General features: G+C 37.0%; 11 protein-coding genes, 26 tRNA genes and 1 rRNA gene. 2 read left to right on the top strand and 36 right to left on the bottom strand.

Annotation, left to right across the window (positions count from 1 at the left end; all coding sequences use genetic code 11):
* Positions 1 to 261: 261 nt before the first annotated feature.
* The 6 genes from EKM60_RS10945 to EKM60_RS10920 all read right to left on the bottom strand — a co-directional run bounded on the left by EKM60_RS10945 (position 262) and on the right by EKM60_RS10920 (position 6,952).
* Positions 262 to 2,322: an LTA synthase family protein gene (locus tag EKM60_RS10945; RefSeq protein WP_125715353.1), complete on the bottom strand. Its 2,061-nt coding sequence runs from the start codon at positions 2,320 to 2,322 to the stop codon at positions 262 to 264.
* Complete coding sequence (locus tag EKM60_RS10940) at positions 2,322 to 3,368, bottom strand: lysylphosphatidylglycerol synthase transmembrane domain-containing protein (protein ID WP_125715352.1); 1,047 nt, start codon at positions 3,366 to 3,368, stop codon at positions 2,322 to 2,324. The genes EKM60_RS10945 and EKM60_RS10940 overlap by 1 nt, the downstream gene beginning before the upstream one ends.
* Entirely contained in the window at positions 3,368 to 4,402 is a 1,035-nt protein-coding gene (locus tag EKM60_RS10935; RefSeq protein ID WP_125715350.1) for a glycosyltransferase family 4 protein, read from the bottom strand. The genes EKM60_RS10940 and EKM60_RS10935 overlap by 1 nt, the downstream gene beginning before the upstream one ends.
* On the bottom strand, positions 4,395 to 5,594 hold the full coding sequence (locus EKM60_RS10930; protein ID WP_125715348.1) for a glycosyltransferase family 4 protein: 1,200 nt from the start codon (positions 5,592 to 5,594) through the stop codon (positions 4,395 to 4,397). Before EKM60_RS10930 ends, EKM60_RS10935 begins: the two co-directional genes overlap by 8 nt.
* A 77-nt stretch (positions 5,595 to 5,671) precedes the next feature.
* A complete protein-coding gene (locus tag EKM60_RS10925) occupies positions 5,672 to 6,166 on the bottom strand; it encodes a QueT transporter family protein (RefSeq protein WP_225427057.1) in 495 nt (164 codons plus the stop codon).
* A gap of 138 nt (positions 6,167 to 6,304) precedes the next feature.
* Positions 6,305 to 6,952, bottom strand: coding sequence for a deoxynucleoside kinase (locus tag EKM60_RS10920; RefSeq protein ID WP_125715355.1), 648 nt, complete (start codon positions 6,950 to 6,952; stop codon positions 6,305 to 6,307).
* A gap of 275 nt (positions 6,953 to 7,227) precedes the next feature.
* On the opposite strand from EKM60_RS10920, the gene EKM60_RS10915 reads away from it, so the two are divergent.
* Positions 7,228 to 9,375 (top strand): SpaA isopeptide-forming pilin-related protein, encoded by a 2,148-nt coding sequence (locus tag EKM60_RS10915; RefSeq protein ID WP_125715354.1) that lies wholly within the window; start codon positions 7,228 to 7,230, stop codon positions 9,373 to 9,375.
* Positions 9,376 to 9,418: 43 nt separating this feature from the next.
* Here EKM60_RS10915 and EKM60_RS10910 read toward each other — a convergent pair whose 3' ends face one another.
* Positions 9,419 to 10,267 (bottom strand): aldo/keto reductase, encoded by an 849-nt coding sequence (locus EKM60_RS10910; protein WP_125715346.1) that lies wholly within the window; start codon positions 10,265 to 10,267, stop codon positions 9,419 to 9,421.
* 94 nt (positions 10,268 to 10,361) lie between these two features.
* Between EKM60_RS10910 and EKM60_RS10905 the strand changes: the two genes are divergently transcribed.
* Positions 10,362 to 10,895, top strand: coding sequence for a dihydrofolate reductase family protein (locus EKM60_RS10905; protein WP_125715344.1), 534 nt, complete (start codon positions 10,362 to 10,364; stop codon positions 10,893 to 10,895).
* Here the strand turns inward: EKM60_RS10905 and EKM60_RS10900 are convergent.
* The 29 genes from EKM60_RS10900 to rrf all read right to left on the bottom strand — a co-directional run bounded on the left by EKM60_RS10900 (position 10,875) and on the right by rrf (position 15,802).
* Positions 10,875 to 12,665: a DUF2207 domain-containing protein gene (locus EKM60_RS10900; RefSeq protein WP_125715342.1), complete on the bottom strand. Its 1,791-nt coding sequence runs from the start codon at positions 12,663 to 12,665 to the stop codon at positions 10,875 to 10,877. The two genes, EKM60_RS10905 and EKM60_RS10900, sit on opposite strands and share 21 nt — an antisense overlap.
* A gap of 85 nt (positions 12,666 to 12,750) precedes the next feature.
* Positions 12,751 to 13,068: a carboxymuconolactone decarboxylase family protein gene (locus EKM60_RS10895; RefSeq protein WP_125715340.1), complete on the bottom strand. Its 318-nt coding sequence runs from the start codon at positions 13,066 to 13,068 to the stop codon at positions 12,751 to 12,753.
* Positions 13,069 to 13,199: 131 nt separating this feature from the next.
* A tRNA-Leu gene (locus EKM60_RS10890) sits at positions 13,200 to 13,284 on the bottom strand.
* 35 nt (positions 13,285 to 13,319) lie between these two features.
* A tRNA-Cys gene (locus tag EKM60_RS10885) sits at positions 13,320 to 13,390 on the bottom strand.
* 19 nt (positions 13,391 to 13,409) lie between these two features.
* Positions 13,410 to 13,481: transfer RNA gene (locus tag EKM60_RS10880), tRNA-Gln, on the bottom strand.
* A gap of 10 nt (positions 13,482 to 13,491) precedes the next feature.
* Positions 13,492 to 13,564 (bottom strand) — tRNA-His (locus tag EKM60_RS10875).
* Positions 13,565 to 13,583: 19 nt separating this feature from the next.
* Positions 13,584 to 13,654 (bottom strand) — tRNA-Trp (locus EKM60_RS10870).
* Positions 13,655 to 13,659: 5 nt separating this feature from the next.
* Positions 13,660 to 13,742, bottom strand: a tRNA-Tyr gene (locus EKM60_RS10865).
* A 4-nt stretch (positions 13,743 to 13,746) separates the two neighbouring features.
* A tRNA-Phe gene (locus EKM60_RS10860) sits at positions 13,747 to 13,819 on the bottom strand.
* Between the two features lie 6 nt (positions 13,820 to 13,825).
* Positions 13,826 to 13,899: transfer RNA gene (locus tag EKM60_RS10855), tRNA-Asp, on the bottom strand.
* 19 nt (positions 13,900 to 13,918) lie between these two features.
* Positions 13,919 to 13,992: transfer RNA gene (locus EKM60_RS10850), tRNA-Met, on the bottom strand.
* Between the two features lie 33 nt (positions 13,993 to 14,025).
* Positions 14,026 to 14,115: transfer RNA gene (locus EKM60_RS10845), tRNA-Ser, on the bottom strand.
* Between the two features lie 49 nt (positions 14,116 to 14,164).
* Positions 14,165 to 14,236, bottom strand: a tRNA-Glu gene (locus tag EKM60_RS10840).
* A gap of 7 nt (positions 14,237 to 14,243) precedes the next feature.
* A tRNA-Ser gene (locus EKM60_RS10835) sits at positions 14,244 to 14,331 on the bottom strand.
* Positions 14,332 to 14,337: 6 nt separating this feature from the next.
* Positions 14,338 to 14,412, bottom strand: a tRNA-Ile gene (locus EKM60_RS10830).
* 14 nt (positions 14,413 to 14,426) lie between these two features.
* A tRNA-Gly gene (locus EKM60_RS10825) sits at positions 14,427 to 14,497 on the bottom strand.
* A 37-nt stretch (positions 14,498 to 14,534) separates the two neighbouring features.
* Positions 14,535 to 14,608: transfer RNA gene (locus tag EKM60_RS10820), tRNA-Asp, on the bottom strand.
* Between the two features lie 19 nt (positions 14,609 to 14,627).
* A tRNA-Met gene (locus tag EKM60_RS10815) sits at positions 14,628 to 14,701 on the bottom strand.
* 36 nt (positions 14,702 to 14,737) lie between these two features.
* Positions 14,738 to 14,811 (bottom strand) — tRNA-Ile (locus EKM60_RS10810).
* A 9-nt stretch (positions 14,812 to 14,820) separates the two neighbouring features.
* Positions 14,821 to 14,894: transfer RNA gene (locus EKM60_RS10805), tRNA-Met, on the bottom strand.
* Positions 14,895 to 14,924: 30 nt separating this feature from the next.
* Positions 14,925 to 14,998, bottom strand: a tRNA-Pro gene (locus EKM60_RS10800).
* An 11-nt stretch (positions 14,999 to 15,009) separates the two neighbouring features.
* Positions 15,010 to 15,083, bottom strand: a tRNA-Arg gene (locus EKM60_RS10795).
* Between the two features lie 13 nt (positions 15,084 to 15,096).
* Positions 15,097 to 15,182: transfer RNA gene (locus EKM60_RS10790), tRNA-Leu, on the bottom strand.
* Positions 15,183 to 15,196: 14 nt separating this feature from the next.
* Positions 15,197 to 15,268, bottom strand: a tRNA-Gly gene (locus EKM60_RS10785).
* 5 nt (positions 15,269 to 15,273) lie between these two features.
* A tRNA-Thr gene (locus tag EKM60_RS10780) sits at positions 15,274 to 15,346 on the bottom strand.
* A gap of 66 nt (positions 15,347 to 15,412) precedes the next feature.
* Positions 15,413 to 15,495: transfer RNA gene (locus EKM60_RS10775), tRNA-Leu, on the bottom strand.
* A 27-nt stretch (positions 15,496 to 15,522) separates the two neighbouring features.
* Positions 15,523 to 15,595: transfer RNA gene (locus EKM60_RS10770), tRNA-Lys, on the bottom strand.
* Positions 15,596 to 15,600: 5 nt separating this feature from the next.
* Positions 15,601 to 15,673, bottom strand: a tRNA-Val gene (locus EKM60_RS10765).
* Between the two features lie 12 nt (positions 15,674 to 15,685).
* Positions 15,686 to 15,802 (bottom strand): 5S ribosomal RNA (gene rrf, locus EKM60_RS10760).
* Positions 15,803 to 15,830 lie beyond the last annotated feature (28 nt).

Below are 15,830 nucleotides of genomic sequence, written 5' to 3'. Positions count from 1 at the left end.
ACAAGTTAATGTCAACAACTTTTTAAAATAATTATTTGAAGGTAAAGATGAAAGGAACTCATCAATACGTTGTCGCCGTTGCTCTGTCGCAACAACAGGTAATATATTACCAATTAGAATTGCGTCTTGCAACCCCTTTTTGAAAAAAAGTTAAATTAATTGATAAATAGTTAACATTACTTCTATATTTTACTACTGTGGGCCAAAAAAAGTCCAACAAAAAACGCCTATAAACTGAATATTTTATAGGCGCTTCATATTTTATTTGTCGTCGCTGAGTTCTGGAGCGTCAGTGGTATAGAGGTCAGTTAATGACTTATCATCATTCTGAGCCAATACACTGGTGCCCTTCTTCTGTGATGCTTTTAGTTTCTTAAGAGCTGTACTCTTCTTATATGAATAATCTTTCTTATCCACTTTGGTGAATCCAGGTACGGTATGGAATCTCAAGAGATCCCCGTTAACAACACGATCAGATAGTGATAGTTCCGTAGTTACCTTATTAGATAACTTAGACTTCTGCTCACTTGAGATAGTCTTGTCCACTTTTCCCGTCTTAGTACTATAGTAGTTACTTCCCACTTTAGTTACAGATGGTGTAACAAAGTCACCATTTCTAAAGGCTACGGTTTGCGGATGATCCTTAGATAGTAAATCACTACCAAATTGAATCATATTCTTATCACTGACACCTAATAGATTTAGCAATGTAGGTAAGACATCAATTTCACCACCATAAGTATGGTTAATACCACCCTTAAGTCCATCCATATGAATCATGAACGGTACACGTTGGTATTGTGCATTATCGAAGTCATCAAATCCTTTAGTACCTGTAAGTTTAGCCATTGCCTTCTTGTGATTATCAGAAATACCATAGTGATCACCATAGAGTACGACCATACTTGTCTTATCTAGACCAGATTCTTTGAGCCAATTCATGAATTCACCGATCGACTCATCTAAATATCTGGCAGTTTGGACGTAGCCATCAACAGTACTATCACCAGTATCGGTCTTTGAAATGGATTGATTCTTCTTATCCAAAGTATATGGATAGTGGTTCGTTACTGTGATCAACTTAGCATAGAAAGGTTGTGGTAATTGTTCGATATACTTGGCAGAATCCTTTAAGAAGATCTTGTCTTTCATACCATATCCAATATCGTAACCCTTCTTGACATTAAAGTACTCTGAACTAAAGAAGTAATCATAACCCCAAGATTTATAGGTATTATCACGATTCCAGAAACTTGGTACATCCCCATGGAATGAGGCTGTAGTATATCCCTGTTGATCCAAAATAGCGGGAGCAGCTTGGAAAGTATTAGTTGTACCGTCCGTAACCATTGCTGATCCTTCTGGTAAGCCAAACAATGAGTTTTCAAGCATTAACTCAGCATCAGCAGTCTTACCTTGACCAACTTGGTTAAAGAAATTGTCGAAACTCAAAGTATCATCTTCATGATAGAGTTTGTTCAAATTAGGAGTTACTTCCTCTCCATCCCACTTAAAGTCGATCATGAATTGCTGCAAACTCTCCAAATGAATAATGAAAACATTCTTACCTTTAGCAACACCTGAATATTCAACATTAGGTGTCACATAGTTATTTTTCATATACTTCTCAATTGAATCCAGATCTGAACTTTTCGACTGTGCTTTTACAGCATTTGTTTTGGTAGTCTTGACCACATCATAAATATTAAAGACATTTAATCCCAAATATTTAACAATATAGTTGTTATCAAATGTTCTAGTTAATAGTTGTGGACGGTCACTACCAGCTAATGTCAGATTTGCACCAAACAATAATACTGCTAATGAGCTGACTAGAACTGGTATCTTCCAATTCAAGCGTTTTACATCCATCCTAATTACATGGAATGCCAACAATAAAATCAATATCAAAACATCTAGGAAAACTAGAAAGTCAGTGGGCTCTAGTATTCCCATAATACTTTTTCCTAGATTATTAGATACCGATCCTGATCCTTTGATCAATACCATCGTTAGGAAATCCGAAAATTCTCGATAGTAAAGGATATTTGAGAATAACCAAATAGTATCCAAAAAATCAATGATAAGTAAGAAGATATATGACTTCCTACCTTTCATGTATAACGCTATACCGAACAGTAACAACATGATCGGTATTGGATTTATTATCATCAAAAACGTTTGAATCGGACCTTTAACCCCAAGGTTAAATTTAGTCGTATATGCGTAGACCGTTTTTAATGTAAATAAAAGTACGGCAAAGATTACAAATCCCAGCCTAGTATTTAAGAACTTGGAAATACTTTTAACAATACGCTTCATTATTTTCGCTCCATAGATTTACTTACAACCTGATGTTTACTAATTTTTGGTTTCTTTGAAACAGCAATAATCCCCAAAAACATCCCCAAATAGTATGTAATAAATCTCCATAAAAACATACCCAGTATCAAAGCCGAGGTTGATGGCACGAAGCCGGCAAATAGTGTTTTAAAACTAAATTCTGCTCCTCCAGAACCACCAGGAATCGGAAAGATAGATACGATCATTACAATCATAATGTGCATTACTAAAACATCTACTATGTTTACGTGATCGCAATTTAAGGCCAACAAGACAAAATAGACTACAAAATAGTATAAGAATAGTTGGACTACAGTAAGGAGAGCGGCCTTGATAACTTTGGCCTTCTCCTTTTTAAGAACTAAACTTTCTTTGTAAAAACTATCGATACTTTTTATAGCTGACTGTAAGATTTTATCACGTTTTTCATCTTTTAAAAAAAATAATACTGGTTTCAAGACTACTTGAACCATTTTCTTCGTAAAATCATAGTAATACATGATCATTAGTAAGAAGGAAATAGTCACAAGATGTATCACCATTCCAAACACTATTAATGTTGCCAACCCTGAAAAGTGCTGGGCAACACTACGAAAACTAACCAACATAGCAATAATGAAGTTAATTAAAACCATCGTCTGGTAAATAATAAATTTCATCAATAAAACTGAACTGGCTCTACCACCATCAATTTTAGATTGCATCAATCCTACTAATTGCGCTGGCTGTCCGCCCGATGAAAAAGGCGTAATAGCATTGAATAAAGCTTGAATAAGTGGAATACGATACATTTCCCACCAACCAAATTTGCGATCTTCTTTTTTCTTCAATAAAGTATGTAAAACCATTGCTTCTACACCATAAGAAAGCATGATAGAAATAAAAGCAATTAATAACCAAAAGTAATTCAAACTTCGGATAGTTGTAACTAAAGATTCAAAATCAATATTTCTAGCTTCCCACCAGAAAATCCCCAATCCTAAACCTAACATTACAAAAATCGCAAAAATGTTTTTTCTACTCATTATTTATCCTGTTTAGCAATTTTATACTGATCCGTATAAAACTCATACCATATTTTACTCAAATGATCTTCAGAGTAATAATCAGTTGCTAATCTCGATTTCTTTTTAAAATTATCCAAGATTGAATGATCTTTTGCAACTTTTCTAATAAAATCATTCATCTCGCCGCGATCCTTAGCTGGTTGATAATAACCATCAATAATAGCTTGATATAATTCCAAATCACGCAGTAATACTGGTGCTCCGCAGCTGAATGCTTCCAGCACAGACATTGGGAACAACTCATCATACGATGGTAATAGGAACAAATCACAAGCATTATAATAGTTAACTAAATCATTACGGTCAACAATTCCTGTAAATTTCATATTTTTAGGTGCTTCTTCGATCATGTTCTTATAACGATCATAGCCATCAGTAATTTTACCAAACGAAAAACCACCAGCCCAGATAAACTCAATATCAGGATTATCTTGTGCAAGCTTATAGAAATCATCGATTCCTTTACGTTCTTGGACCTGACCATCCCCAAAGACGATCAATTTATCTTCAGCAATTCCAATTTTTTTACGGAAAGCAGCCTTTTCTTCGGCTGTTTTTTCATAGAAGTTTTTAGTCGAAACAAAATTAGGAATATACTTGATTTTCTTTCTGTCTAACCCGTGTGCAACCAATTTATCAATAAAAGTTGGGTTAACCACAACAATTTGATCCATTCTCTTGTAAAAGCTGATTACATATTTATAGAAAATTTTTCTAAACAATTTAGGTAATTTAATACTACCTTCCAGTGTTTCTGGCAAAAAATGGACATAACCAATTCGGCGACCTCTTTTTTTTGAGAACGTCGACAAGTAAAACTGTGGATCGATCGTATGATAATGACTCAAATCACTTTTCCCATAGTTGTTGATTTTGATATCGAAATCCTTACTGAAACGTTCTTTCAGTAAATTGATCAATTCAATATAGGCACTACCAACTCCTTGGCCAGCTACTTTATCGGCTGATGAAAACATAGTGATTTTAATCATTAGAATACTCCTCTGGATTGATTGATGAATCTGATAATTCTTCTCTTACAAAATAATCTTCAGCTTTATGATAGAAATCTAATATTGCATTTCCAAAACCATCTGAAGAAATATTATAAAGAATTTTTTGACGTGCTTCACGATCATCGAATGAATTAGGATGATCTAAATAAGCGATAATACGTGGAACAAGTTGACTATCTTGATTAAAAGTTACTCCAACAGAAGGATCTGATAATAATTGATCCGTATATGGCGCACTTCTGACCACGATTTTAACGCCTGATGCTATCGCTTCAATATAAGTTAGTCCTTGTGATTCTGTATCACTAGACGAAACGAATAAATCTGCCATATGGTAATAAGGAGAAATACTGTCATGATCAACTTCTCCAGTAAAAATAACATTATCACTGATGCCTAGATCCTCTGACATTTTAACTAATTCGTCAAAATCAGGACCATTACCGACTATTACTAACATAATATCAGGATCATATTTCAATAATTCTGGCATACTTCGCAACATGTGATCAATTTTCTTCTCTAAAGCAATTCTACTTAACATCAAAATAACTGGTGTATCTGAAGAGATACCTAATTTTTCTCGAAGATGCATAGTATTTACTGGTTTTGTGTATTCAGATAGATCGACACCAGTAGGAATAATCGAAATTGGCGATTTGATCTTATAACGATCCAGAGTACTTTTAACTTGCTTACTTGGAGCAACAACTCCAGATGCATTTTTTAAGAACATCCGAGACATCTGCTTAACATGATAAGGTTTCAACAAATGTCCATTTAAAACATAATGCAAATAATCTTCATACATAGTGTGATAAGTATGTACAAACGGTATCTTTAACTGCTTTGCAACAAACTTACCGATCATTCCCAATGAAAACTCAGTCTGTGTATGAATAATATCCAATTTCAATTCCTTGGCCAATTCGACCGCATGGAACATTCCTCGAATAGCAATTCGACGATCAGTAAATGAGATGAAAGGAACACTTCCTAAACGAAAGATATTAGGTTCGATCGTGTCCTTTGAAACGTTGGGGTCTGTTGTTGTAAAAATATAAACCGAATTCCCTTTACGCTCCAAGTCATTCTTCAAAGTCTGAATTGATGTAGCAACTCCACTAACTTGAGGGAAATATGTATCGGTAAAAATTCCGATATTCATAAAAAAGCATCTCCTCGCAATCTTTATAATGATGATTATAACAAAAAAAAGAAGGAGTCTCCTCCCTCTATAATGTCTTAATTAAATAATCTACTAAAATTCCGGTTCTTCATCAAGAAATAAAATACTATTGCTCCAATGACAACAACCACAAATTCACCAATAGCTACTGATCCAACATTCAACCAGAATGGTAATTTAAGGATGAAATAAAGCTCTGCACCAACGATAAAACCATTAACTACAGCACATATTACTGGAACAGTCCACAACATATTATCACGATTTGGAACTCTTGTAATCAGATAACAGGCTAATGCGGTTGCCAAAGTGCCAAATATCATATCGTAAATTCCCAGTGAACCACTGAAAACATTTGAGATGAAACATCCCACAATCAATGACCAGCTATATTTAGGGTTATAAAATGGCAACAACATCAAAATCTCTGATACTCTAAATTGAATCTGTCCATAAGCAAATGCCGATAGACCTGGAGCTACTGTTAATGCAACATACAACGCTGCAATAACAGCCATTCTTGTAATATCTCTTATATTTAATTCTCTCAAAACAAAATCCCCCACTGTTTTATATAGGACAGGTTACCAGTAAACTGTCCTATTAAGACTAACGTATATTTTATGATTCAGCAATTTTTGTGTAAAAAAAATCCCATCGAAGTTTTCGACGGGATCATATTATAGTAGTTATTTTTCTACTACACCACGACTAGCAAGTTCATTATCGATTTGTGCCAAAACTTTTTTAAGATCATCAGGATTTTCAACAAAATCAAATTTGTCTCCATCGATCTTCATCTTAGGACTGTAATCATAATCGTCGTACCAGCCATCATAACGACCCAACAATTCGTGATAGTATTGAACCAAACTTGGGTCTTGTTCTGGTTGTTCGTAGTCACGTCCACGCTTTTCAATACGTTTGATCATAGTATCGTATGAAATATCAATATGTACTAATAAGTCAGGTGCTTTCTTAGCAGCTGCATATGGTAGTTCTTGCATCATATTATCAAGAAGTTCGTCATAAACTTTTACTTCTTGAGGAGTAGCACGTCCCAAATCAGCATTCATATGAAAGAATAATGAATCTTCATAGATAGAACGGTCCAATACATTGTTGTCATCTGACATAGCTTGTTTAATTGATTCAAAACGCTTATTCAAGAAATAAATTTGCAACAAGAATGCATATTTTTTAGGATCAGCGTAGAAAAGTGGCAAAACTGGATTGTCATCTACCTGTTCATAAAATGCTTCTGTTCCTAAATGCTTTGACAAGATAGTAGCCAAAGAACTCTTACCGGCCCCAATTGTGCCGCTCAATACGATCATCATTATTCTCCTCCAAATATCTAAAAAAAATCAACATTCACTATAATAACACTTCAAAACTATATATTGTATATAAATATTGTGTTCAACCGATATATGGTACTTTTTCACAATACAAATTGTATTAAATCAGTATGTTAAACTCATAAAAAAATGTATTTCACAAGCTTATGCAATATAAAATTATATGTAAAAACTTATCTATCAGCTTGTGTTTACTAAACGATTAATTTTATAATGGTGATTGTATTGGAAATATAAAAGGGGGAAAAATAATGGGGAAAAAATTACGTACCTATTTGGCATTAATTGTGGCCAGCTTGAGTGTATTAATACTAGTTCTTACATTTAATACAACAAAAGTTGCTGCTGCTAATTATAATACCGGTGACCTCTTATCAAATGTAGAAATAACTGATGGTAAGGATTCACATGGTTCAGGTAGTAATGTAGGTATGACCTTTGACTGGGACGCAACTGGCAAAAATCTTCAAAACGGAGACGTTTGGACAATTGAGTTACCTGGCACTTTAAAAGTCAGAGACCCTGGTACCAACTTCCCATTGCTCGACGATGCGGGCAATGAGATAGGTAAAGTCACTTTAAATAGTGACAACACTATTACCGTAGAATTCACTGATATTGAAGGAAAAGATGATTATTCAGGTTCCATAAACATCCAAACTGGCCTTGGGGTCGGTAAAGATGCAAAGCCTGGCGATAATAATGTCAACTTTCCAACTATTGATGGAGACAAAGACTTAAACTTGAATGTTTCAGTCTCAGACGATAATATCTCTAAAAAAGGTAGCATGGGATATGATGCTGACGGAAATCCGGTTATCAACTGGACAATTTTAGTTAATAGAAATGAATTAGATCTTAAAACTTTAAACGTTCATGACACGATAACCGATAAGAACCTTCAATATGTTCCCGGATCAGTCAATGTTTACACAGCACATTGGACTAGCCCTGGATATTATAAGAAGGACGACTTATTAAGTACACCAAAGGATTATACTATTACGGAAAAAAATGATGGATTCGATCTAAGTATCCTCAATCCTGGTAGTCAATTTTATGCGGTTACCTTACAAACTAAAATAACTGATCCGGCCAATGCTTCAAACGGTACTAAGTTTAGAAATAAGGCCAATATGGATTGGACAGCGGATGGTAACGGTAGTACTGGTGAGGAAGATGCTAGTGGTAGTGTAACTGCTGATGGTAATAACTCTGGTAACGGTGATGGTAGTCTTAAAGGAAGCGTTATTTTAGAGAAGTATAACGCTCAAAATGACAGTGTTCTTTTGGAAAATGCAGTTTATGACTTGTACAATTCAAAAGGTGAAATAGTTAAAAGCAATTTGATTACAGATCAATATGGTCAAATAAATGTTACCGGATTGTCTGCTGGTGACTACTACTTTAAGGAAGTCACTCCTCCAACCGGTTTCCAACCAAATAATAACGAAATTCATTTTTCAATCACAGGTCAAACGACCAAACCAGTAATGGTAGCAGCCAAAGATGAACCTGATGGTGTTGAATTAGGTTCTCTATCAATTGAAAAACTCGATTCTGATACTCAAGATCATTTACAAGGTGCCGAGTTTGATATTATTGATTCAAATGGTAAAACAGTAGCACATGTAACATCAGACGAAAATGGTGCTGCTTATGTATATAATTTGCCAGTTGGTCATTACACAATTCATGAAACTAAAGCTCCTGCCGGTCATATTATCGGTGAAGATATCGAAATCGATATTACAGCTGACAACTTGACACCAGCAATCATTTCAATGGAAAACGATTTGGAATCCGGTGGTGATGGTACTTCATCAGTTACCCTTCAAAAATTTAATTCTGAAAATGGTACAGTTGGTGTTCCCGGTGCAGAATATACTTTGTACGATATTAATGGAATTGCTTTAACAACTGTTGCTACAGATGAAGACGGTTTCTTGAAAGTTGATAATGTTCTTCCTGGTACTTATTACTTCCTTGAAACAAAGGCTCCAGAAGGATTTGGTTTAAATCCTGACAAAATCTGGTTCACTGTTGACAATGATGGTGCTAATATTGGTACCCTAGTTACATCCGATGATCCAACCGGATCCGATAAAGATGGCGGCGATGAAGAAGATGGTAACGAAGGAAATACAGATGGTGACGGCGATGATGGCGATGGAGTCATTGTTGATCCTGGTAATCCTGATACAGATAACAACGGTAATGTTGATGTCGATGAGGGTGAAAATCCAATGAAACCAACACCTCCTTATGAAGGTACTGGCGACAGTAATGATTCAGCAACATACTTACCACAAACAGGTGCTGAAAAAGGTGCTTTGATCAGTGTTATCGGTCTATTTCTTCTTACAGGTGTTATTTATTTCAAACGTCGTAAAGCTTAATAGACAATGAAAAAGAGCTGGAAAAATTTCCAGCTCTTTTTGTTTACCCTTGTGTAGGATTATGATGATCAGCATCTGAAGTATCAGGAAATTCATTTAATTTCTTCATATCAGCAGCACTAATTTCAAAATCTAATTTAGCGTTATCTTTTATGTGTTCTACATGTGTAGCTTTGGGCAATGGTAATGCACCATTTTGAATAACAAAACGTAATGCCAATTGAGGAACACTTACTTGATACTTTTCAGCAATTTGATTGATTTGTTCATTATGGATCAAACCCCCAGTAGCTAGTGGTGAATAAGCTTCAACCAAAATATCATTTTCTTTGGCATAAGTTGATATCTTAGGCTCGGTAAATCCAACATAATATTGGATCTGATCAATCATTGGTTGGACTTTAGCAACCTTTTTAATATTCTCTAAATCATGAACTGTAAAGTTAGATACACCGATAGCACGAACACGTTTAGAAGCATAGATTTCTTCCATTGCTTTCCAAATATCACGGTTTTCTTTATCGCAATTCTTACCAATTTCAGTCCATGGCCATGGAGCATGAATAATATAAAGATCAAGGTAATCAATATCCAAATTCTTCATAGTAGTATTAAAATCAGCCATAGCACCTTTGTAAGTCTTAGTTTGACCAGGTAGCTTAGATGTAACAAAGATATCCTTACGATCAATACCTGAATCTCTAATTGCCTTGCCAACACTTTCCTCATTACCATAAGCCAAAGCAGTATCAATATGACGATAACCATTCTCTAAAGCACTCGTAACAGATTCATAGGTAGATTTTCCATCTGGAATTTGCCATGTACCAAATCCAACCTTTGGTATTTTAACACCATTTGATAACGTATAATACTCAGTTAAGATACTCATCAATGCACTCCCTTTTACCAATATAACCTAATATTACATTTTTTATGTTTTATCGTAAAATATTTAGTATTCTAAAACAAAAAGGAGAATTTCAATGAGAAAAGTCAAATTTTACGGTGCTACAAGTTTAGATGGATATCTGGCCGACCAAAATAATAGTTTAGACTGGTTATTCAAATATGAAGATACCAGCATCATGGAAAAAAGTTATCAACCGTTTATTAAAAATATCGACACCACCATTATGGGAAGACAAACTTATGACGATCTGATGGACATGACCGATGAGTTCCCCTATCCAGACACAACTAACTATGTCTTAACTCATCGGAAAATCAAATCTAAAGATGTCATCTCTAAAAATATTCCTGTGGAAAAACTAATCGGTCAATTAAAACAAGAACCTGGCAAAGATATTTGGATCATTGGCGGTGGAAAAATCGTATCCAGCCTGATCGAACATCATCTGATCGATAGTTTGCAATTACAAATAACTCCCGATATTCTCGGTAACGGAATTAGACTATTCCAACCTATGAATAGTAATAGTGATTTTAAACTAACTTCCAGTCAACAATTTGATCAATTTATTGACTTAACCTACGAATTAAAAGGCCCCACCGCCTGATCCGCCTCCGAATCCACCAGAGCTACCTCCAGAAAAGCCACCTGAACTTCCACCGATACTAGAATTAGATGTATCAGATGAACTAAATGAGTTAGTAATAGATGATGTAAAGTCCATATTACCTGACAATCCGGCAACTCCCCAGTAATAGTAAACAAAACCAGGATCAGTCTCTACCTCTTGTCTAAATTGCATCTTCAATGCCTTAACAACCTTTTCAGATACACCAAAAGCAACCGCATATGGTAAAATTTGCTCCCACAGAATTAAATCACCAACTTCAGCTAAATTGATATCTTCAATATCTTTTAACATCTGCTCGAATCCATGCAACTCATTAGCCAGAATTTCGCCTTTCTCAGTATAGACAGAAATATTTTTTTTCGCATACACGTAGGATCCCCAGGCAACAATTAAAGCTACCGCAATAACTAAAGCAGCCAAAGGCAATCCTTGAACATAGTTTATAATACCAACGACTCCCATAATAAACGATAAAATAGTCGTAATTACAGCAGAAACAAGGAATGCCTTTAACTTACCCATATTATTCAAATCAAAGTAAGCTTTACGCCCTTTAGCAGCACGTCTAGTCCATAATTCATATTTGCCAAATAACTTACTACTTGAACTATTATTGATCTGTTTGATTGTTACACTTTTGCCATTACCAATACTATTGATAAAATATTGGAAAATCTTATCCTTAGGCATATTTATGACACTAATTTCAAAAGTATCATCTTTTTTAGTTATTTCTAAATTATGCTTATTAACTTCAACTAGAAGATCCCCAGTTAAACCGCTACTACTAGCGGTTTCTTTTTTTTCTAAAATAATTTGAGCCATGCTTGGACTAACCTCTGGAATTTCGAACCAGTGATTCAAGGGAGTTGGCATAGCATGTTTTTGAATTGGGTCCTTTTTCAAAGATCGATACATAAAGACATAAATCAAAATCACAATAAATATAAAAATTCCTAATACAATATAGAAAATACGTTTAGGTATTTTTCGCTGCTGATTAGCATCTTCGGCCAATTTCTTTTCTTGCTTCAAAATACCAGCCTTAGCATCTCTATTAACCACATTAGTATTAGAAGCAGTTACAGATGTTGGAAAAATAATGTGACTCTCAACAAATTGATTGGCATTAACATAATCAACAGTTAAAGTAACCGCACCTGCCTGCTTGTCAACATCAGTATATCCATTCAAGGGACCATGTGACCAAGCTTGTAACTGACTAATATTCTGTTCGGGGAGTTGAATTGAAATTTTAACATTATTCAAAGGCTCGTCCCATCCAGATCCAATCACTTTCCAATTTAGCGCCGCAGTATCTTTATAGTTCGTTATCACACCAAACAACTTGTAATGATAAATAAAAGTTGCTGAACTGTCTGAAATATTATGATAAATCTTTATTTTCATTTTGTCTGAAGACTTATCAACACTAAATGTATTGTCCAGTTCAGAATTAGATTCTGAAAGTGAATTAGTCCCTTCTCCATCTTTTATGGAAACACTGGGAGTCTGTGCCCCTTTTATTCCCTTTAGATCCTGATTGAAATAAACACCATGAAAATCCCCGTCAAACTTATAAGTTATTCTTTGGGTAACATCGGCGTTACCATCCTTATTTACTTTAACATTAACTAAATACTTATTAATATCATAGTTTCCGTCAGCTTTGACAATAGTTTCCGTCCGAATCCCACTTAATAAAAAGAACAACATCATGGCTAAAATAGCTGCAATTTTTTTCATTTTTTCTCCTATAACATATCAATACTTCTTATTATAGCGTAAAAAAAAACCTCCTTGATAGACAAAGAGGCCATTTAAAAATATATTAATCTGTCCAAATTTCTTTAGCACGATTGAATGCTGACCAAGCCTTAGGCCATCCATCATAAAATGAAAGATGTGTAATTTCAGCAACAATTTCTTCCTTGGTAATACCGTTATCCTTACCAATACGCAAATGTGCATCTAGTTGTTCCATATTACCAGCTGAAATAATGCTTGCAATAGTGATCATTGATCTATCATGAGCAGACAATTCACTTTCCTTGCTCCATACTTCTCCAAATAATACATCATCATTCAACTTTGCAAATTGAGGTGCAAATTCACCCAATTGTTCTTGTCCAGCAGTTTGTTTTTTCATATTGATTCCTCCATAAGTGATTTCAGAGAATATTAAAACACTTGAAGTTTACTTTAAGTCAAGAAGAAATCAATAAAAAAACCTAAACGCTAATTATCAGCATCTAGGTTTCAACATGTTTTCTATATTAATACCGGTGATCGGGGTCGAACCGATACTCCTTATACAGGAACGGGATTTTGAATCCCGCGCGTCTGCCAATTCCGCCACACCGGCAAGGTATTAATTCTATCTATATAGGCATAGCCCAAAGGCGGTAACCGGATTTGAACCGGTGATGAAGGTTTTGCAGACCTCTGCCTTACCACTTGGCTATACCGCCATATATATTTTTAAAACAATTGGGTTAGCTGGATTCGAACCAGCGCATGATGGAGTCAAAGTCCATTGCCTTACCGCTTGGCTATAACCCAATAAAAAAAGGGCGGTATGTGGGAATCGAACCCACGTGTGTCGGTACCACAAACCGATGTGTTAACCACTTCACCAATACCGCCATAATAAAAAGGTAGAAACAGGGATAGTAGGAATTGAACCCACACTGACGGTTTTGGAGACCGTAGTTCTACCTTTAAACTATATCCCTAACTATGGAGGGGAGTGGATTCGAACCACCGAACCCGAAGGAGCGGATTTACAGTCCGCCGCGTTTAGCCAGACTTCGCTACCCCTCCAAAATGGCGCGGGACGGAATCGAACCGCCGACACATGGAGCTTCAATCCATTGCTCTACCAACTGAGCTACCGAGCCATTTAACGGTCCCTGCGGGAATCGAACCCGCGATCTCCTGCGTGACAGGCAGGCGTCCTAACCAACTAGACCAAGGAACCAAATAATTCTTAAAACTAATTGCGGGAGCAGGGTTTGAACCTACGACCTTCGGGTTATGAGCCCGACGAGCTACCAGACTGCTCCATCCCGCGATAATAAAAACATAACCATAAAACTAATTTAAAAGGAGGATGTGGGATTCGAACCCACGCGCGGTTTGACCCGCCTGACGGTTTTCAAGACCGTTCCCTTAAGCCGGACTTGGGTAATCCTCCATGCTTAAAATTGTAACACTATATAACTTATTCGATGCATTAGCATCAATGACCCGTACGGGATTTGAACCCATGTTACCGCCGTGAAAGGGCGGTGTCTTAACCACTTGACCAACGGGTCATAAAAACGGAGAAGGAGGGATTTGAACCCTCGCGCCGTGTAAACGACCTACACCCTTAGCAGGGGCGCCTCTTCAGCCACTTGAGTACTTCTCCAAATAGTGGGCCTAAATGGACTCGAACCATCGACCTCACGCTTATCAGGCGTGCGCTCTAAACCAGCTGAGCTATAGGCCCATTACAAGTGGCAAAGCGGGTGACGAGAATCGAACTCGCGACAACAGCTTGGAAGGCTGTGGTTTTACCACTAAACTACACCCGCAAAACATATAACATAATGCAATGATTAAACATTGCAACGGTCCCTGCGGGAATCGAACCCGCGATCTCCTGCGTGACAGGCAGGCGTCCTAACCAACTAGACCAAGGAACCAAATTACTTTTGAAGCTAATTGCGGGAGCAGGATTTGAACCTACGACCTTCGGGTTATGAGCCCGACGAGCTACCAGACTGCTCCATCCCGCGATAATTATAATAAATCTAAGCGTTTATTCCATACAATGGACCTTGTAGGATTCGAACCTACGACCGAACGGTTATGAGCCGTTTGCTCTGACCAGCTGAGCTAAAGGTCCGGAATAAAATAGCGGCGGAGGGGATCGAACCCCCGACCTCCCGGGTATGAACCGGACGCTCTAGCCAGCTGAGCTACACCGCCAAAAATAACAATCAACGATTGCGATTGCAATCGGGAAGACAGGATTCGAACCTGCGACCCCCTGGTCCCAAACCAGGTGCTCTACCAAGCTGAGCCACTTCCCGAGTTAAAACAATGCACCCAGTAGGAGTCGAACCTACAACCTTCTGATTCGTAGTCAGACACTCTATCCAATTGCGCTATGGGTGCATATTCATTATAGTGCCGAGGACCGGAATCGAACCGGTACGGTAATTACTTACCGCAGGATTTTAAGTCCTGTGCGTCTGCCAGTTCCGCCACCCCGGCGTTACTATAATGAAAGCGGAAGACGGGATTCGAACCCGCGACCCCCACCATGGCAAGGTGATGTTCTACCACTGAACTACTTCCGCATTAATGCCGACTAGAGGATTCGAACCTCCGACCCCCTGTTTACAAGACAGATGCTCTGCCAACTGAGCTAAGTCGGCATAAAATGAATTATGCTTATTCAATTTTAATAAAGATTTCTCAATATTGCAACAACAATATTGTAATACGGGTGAAAGGACTTGAACCTTCATGTCCACTGGACACTAGAACCTAAATCTAGCGCGTCTGCCAATTCCGCCACACCCGCATGGGTATTATATATATTTGTTGCAAATGAGTCGTGACAGGTTCGAACTGTCGACCCTCTGATTAAAAGTCAGATGCTCTACCAACTGAGCTAACGACTCATGGATGGAGGATACAGGGATCGAACCTGTGACCTCCTGCTTGTAAGGCAGATGCTCTCCCAGCTGAGCTAATCCTCCATCAATGGAACAGCGTGGCAACTACCTATCCTCGCGGGTAGTTTCCCACCAACTACTTTCGGCGTTAAGAAGCTTAACTTCTGTGTTCGGCATGGGAACAGGTGTATCCTTCTTGCTATCGCCACCACACTATTCTTACTCGTACCTTCAAAACTAG

This window comes from Companilactobacillus kedongensis, assembly GCF_003946625.1.
GTDB lineage: Bacteria > Bacillota > Bacilli > Lactobacillales > Lactobacillaceae > Companilactobacillus > Companilactobacillus kedongensis.
The sequence above is the reverse complement of the archived record's forward strand: the minus strand, read 5'-3'. Positions and strand labels throughout refer to the sequence as shown.